Source organism: Oceaniovalibus sp. ACAM 378, assembly GCF_008085915.1.
Classification (GTDB): Bacteria; Pseudomonadota; Alphaproteobacteria; order Rhodobacterales; family Rhodobacteraceae; genus Oceaniglobus.
The window spans coordinates 1-3,437 of record NZ_VSJK01000054.1 but is presented as its reverse complement, the minus strand read 5'-3'; the positions used below and the strand labels follow the sequence as shown (position 1 = coordinate 3,437).

At 58.5% G+C, this 3,437-nt stretch carries 1 protein-coding gene and 2 pseudogenes; all 3 read left to right on the top strand.

Annotated elements, in window-relative coordinates; genetic code table 11:
* Positions 1-248: 248 nt before the first annotated feature.
* Positions 249-488 (top strand): annotated as a pseudogene (locus FQ320_RS25020) (transposase); the annotation flags it as partial.
* A 229-nt stretch (positions 489-717) separates the two neighbouring features.
* The gene (locus FQ320_RS25015; protein WP_148475968.1) at positions 718-2,079 is read left to right on the top strand and encodes an IS110 family transposase; all 1,362 of its coding nucleotides are present in this window, start codon (positions 718-720) and stop codon (positions 2,077-2,079) included.
* A 2-nt stretch (positions 2,080-2,081) separates the two neighbouring features.
* Positions 2,082-2,969: pseudogene (locus tag FQ320_RS25010) on the top strand (IS3 family transposase); the annotation flags it as partial.
* Positions 2,970-3,437 lie beyond the last annotated feature (468 nt).

Here is a 3,437-nt window from a genome sequence, read left to right as displayed (position 1 = left end):
CACGCCCGCATGGCTGTTCAGGGCTGCGATATATGAGGTCTCCGCCCTGCCCACCCATGATAGCGGACCACCAAGTGGGACATTTCTACTTTGCGGGCCGACGGACATTTCTACTTGGTTGCAACAGATTTCGGTGTGGTTCTGGATAAGGTTGATGTTGCTTCCGACCCGCTAGACTGTCGGTATGGACCTGTCACGGTTTGATGCCGCTCCTTTGATAGCATTTACTGCAGCAAAGGAGATGAACTATGGGACTGAAACGGACGGACGAATTCCGTCGGGATGCAGTGCGTATCGCGCTGACCAGCGGACTGACGCGCAAGCAGGTTGCTGATGACTTGGGTGTCGGAATGTCGACGCTGAACAAGTGGATCACTTCGCATCGAGACACGGACGTGGTGTCGAAAGAGGAATTGGGGCTTGCCCAAGAGAATGACCGGCTTCGGCGCGAGGTTCGCATCCTCAAGGAGGAGCGGGACATCCTAAAAAACTGTCCCGGGTCGCAGCCCGCCTGTGCGCGGTAGAAACAGCCTGTGCTATCATCGGCGTCGGAGGGCAGTTGCCGATCGCTTATTGGAGGGACTGACCCCGTTAAAAAACGTGGCACATGGGCTGATGCGCACTTGAGAGTGGTGACGCCGCTTTGGCGGTGATCCCGGTTAGGAAGATGACGAACTTGCACGGCCCACGCTCTCTAGCCTGAATGGAGGAGACATCATGGGCAAGACGACATGCGGAGGCCACCCGGAGCTGAAGATGGTCAATCCCGGCGCTGCCGCGATCGATATCGGATCGACCATGCACATGGCCGCAGTCAACCCTGACAGCACGGATATGCCCGTGCGCGCGTTCGGGACATTCACGCGGGATTTGCATGATCTGGCCGCTTGGTTCCGATCCTGCGGCGTGACCAGCGTGGCGATGGAATCCACCGGAGTCTACTGGATACCGGCCTTCGAAATCCTCGAGCAGCACGGCTTCTATGTGATCCTCGTCAACGCGCGGTACGCCAAGAACGTGCCGGGCCGGAAGACGGATGTCAGCGACGCCGGATGGCTGCGGCAGCTGCATGCCTACGGCCTGCTACGCGGGAGTTTCCGCCCCGAGGCCGAGATCGCCACCCTGCGCGCCTACATGCGCCAACGTGAGCGGTTGGTCGAATATGCTGCCGCCCATATCCAGCACATGCAGAAGGCGCTGATGGAGATGAACCTTCAACTGCACCATGTCGTCTCGGATATCACCGGTGTGACAGGCATGCGGATCATCCGTGCTATCGTGGCGGGCGAGCGGGACCCGGACGTGTTGGCGTCTTTCCGCGATGTTCGCTGCCACTCATCAGTTGACACAATCCGCGCTGCGCTGGTGGGCAATGACCGCGACGAACATATCTTCGCGCTGACGCAGTCCTTGGAATTATACGATACCTATCAGGCCAAGATGGTCGCCTGCGACGGCAAGCTGGAGGTGGCCATCGCGGCGCTGACGGTCAAGTCGTCGGGAACCCCAACCCCACTTCCAAAGGCTCGGATTAAGCGAAAGCAGGTCAATGCGCCGTCTTTCGATGTTCGAGCGGCTCTCCACGGCGTCGTCGGTATCGACTTGACGCAGATCCATGGCCTTGGGCCTTCCCTGGCGCTCAAGCTGGTCGCCGAGTGCGGAACCGACCTGAAAGCATGGCCAAGCGCCAAGCACTTCACGTCCTGGCTCTGCCTCGCACCAGGCAACAAGATATCCGGCGGCAAGCTGCTGTCATCGCGGACTCGGCGGTCCTCAAGCCGGGCAGCGGCCCTGTTGCGACTGGCGGCGGTCACGATTGGGCGCAGCGATACAGCGCTTGGGGCATTCTACCGCCGCCTCTCGTCGCGGGTGGGCAAGCAGAAGGCCGTCACCGCCACGGCGCGGAAGATCGCCGTCCTGTTCTACAATACTTTGCGCTTCGGGATGACGTATCAAGATCTTGGTGCCGCCGCCTACGACGAGCGCCATCGGACACGAGTCATCGCCAATCTTCACCGGCGTGCACGGTCCCTCGGATACATGCTCGCCCCCAAACCAGATGCGGAGGCTGTTTCTTAGGAAGCAACGCAGTTCTTCGCGAGCCAAAAGCCGTGAGGTTTAGGTTCATCGAAGAACACCGGGATGCGTTTCCGGCAGCGCGCCTATGTCAGGTGATGGATGTCAGCATGCGCGGTTTGCGTGCGTTCCGAAGTCGGCCAGCCAACCTCAGGCAGCGATCTGATATGGTGACGTTGGCGCACATCAAAGAACAATCCCGTCTCAGCCTGGGCAGCTATGGCAGGCCACGGATGACCGAAGAGCTGAAAGAGATCGGATTGGATATCGGTCACCGCCGTGTCGGGCGTTTGATGCGCCAGAATGGCATATCAGTGGTCAGAACACGCAAACACAAGGTCACAACTGATAGCGACCATAAGTTCAACATTGCGCCAAACCTGCTGGATCGCGACTTTGTGGCTGAGCACCCGAACCAGAAGTGGGCTGGTGACATCAGCTACGTTTGGACCCGTGAGGGCTGGTTGTACTTGGCTGTGATCCTGGACCTGCATTCACGGCGCGTGATCGGTTGGGCGGTCAGCAATCGGATGAAACGGGACCTGGCGATCCGGGCGCTGAACATGGCCATCGCATTCAGGACACCGCCCAAGGGCTGCATTCACCACACGGATCGCGGCAGCCAATACTGTTCTCACGACTATCAGAAGATCCTGCGCCAACATGGCTTCCAGGTCTCGATGAGCGGCAAGGGCAATTGTTATGACAATGCCGCCGTCGAGACGTTCTTCAAAACCATCAAGGCAGAGCTGATCTGGCGACGGTCATGGGAAACACGGCGGCAGGCCGAGATGGCAATCTTCGAATACATCAACGGCTTCTACAATCCGCGCCGCCGCCATTCAGCACTAGGTTGGAAAAGCCCAGTCGCTTTCGAACGGAAGGTGGCTTAAACGAGCACCGGGGGCGGCACGAAAGCGCGACAGGTCCAGTACTCTGTCGGTACTCTGTCGGTACTCTGTCAGCGAATAGCGGATCTCCCCCTACTCAGCCGGCGATGCGTTGCGGAGACCCTTTAGCAGTCGTTGGCATAAGTGCACAGCATCGCCAGTCGCCTCAACGATGTCAGTCCGGACTTAGCGCGTATCTACTGCGGCAGTATAATTCTCTTTTGATGACCCAAAGGACAAACCGTTGCGGCGCAGCTCTGCCGTTTTGACCATCTGCAGCGTTGATCCTTCACATGGATAAGGTACCCTTCGCCAAATTTGCTTCCTCCATTTCGAACTGGGAGGGTAATCTCCCCCTTTTTAACGGGGTGCATCCGTAGAACTTACGCGGCCATTTTCAGTTTCATGGCGGGTGTGATGCCGCCGATGCCCATGTTCGGGCGGTCGTTGTTATATGTCCAGAGCCATTGT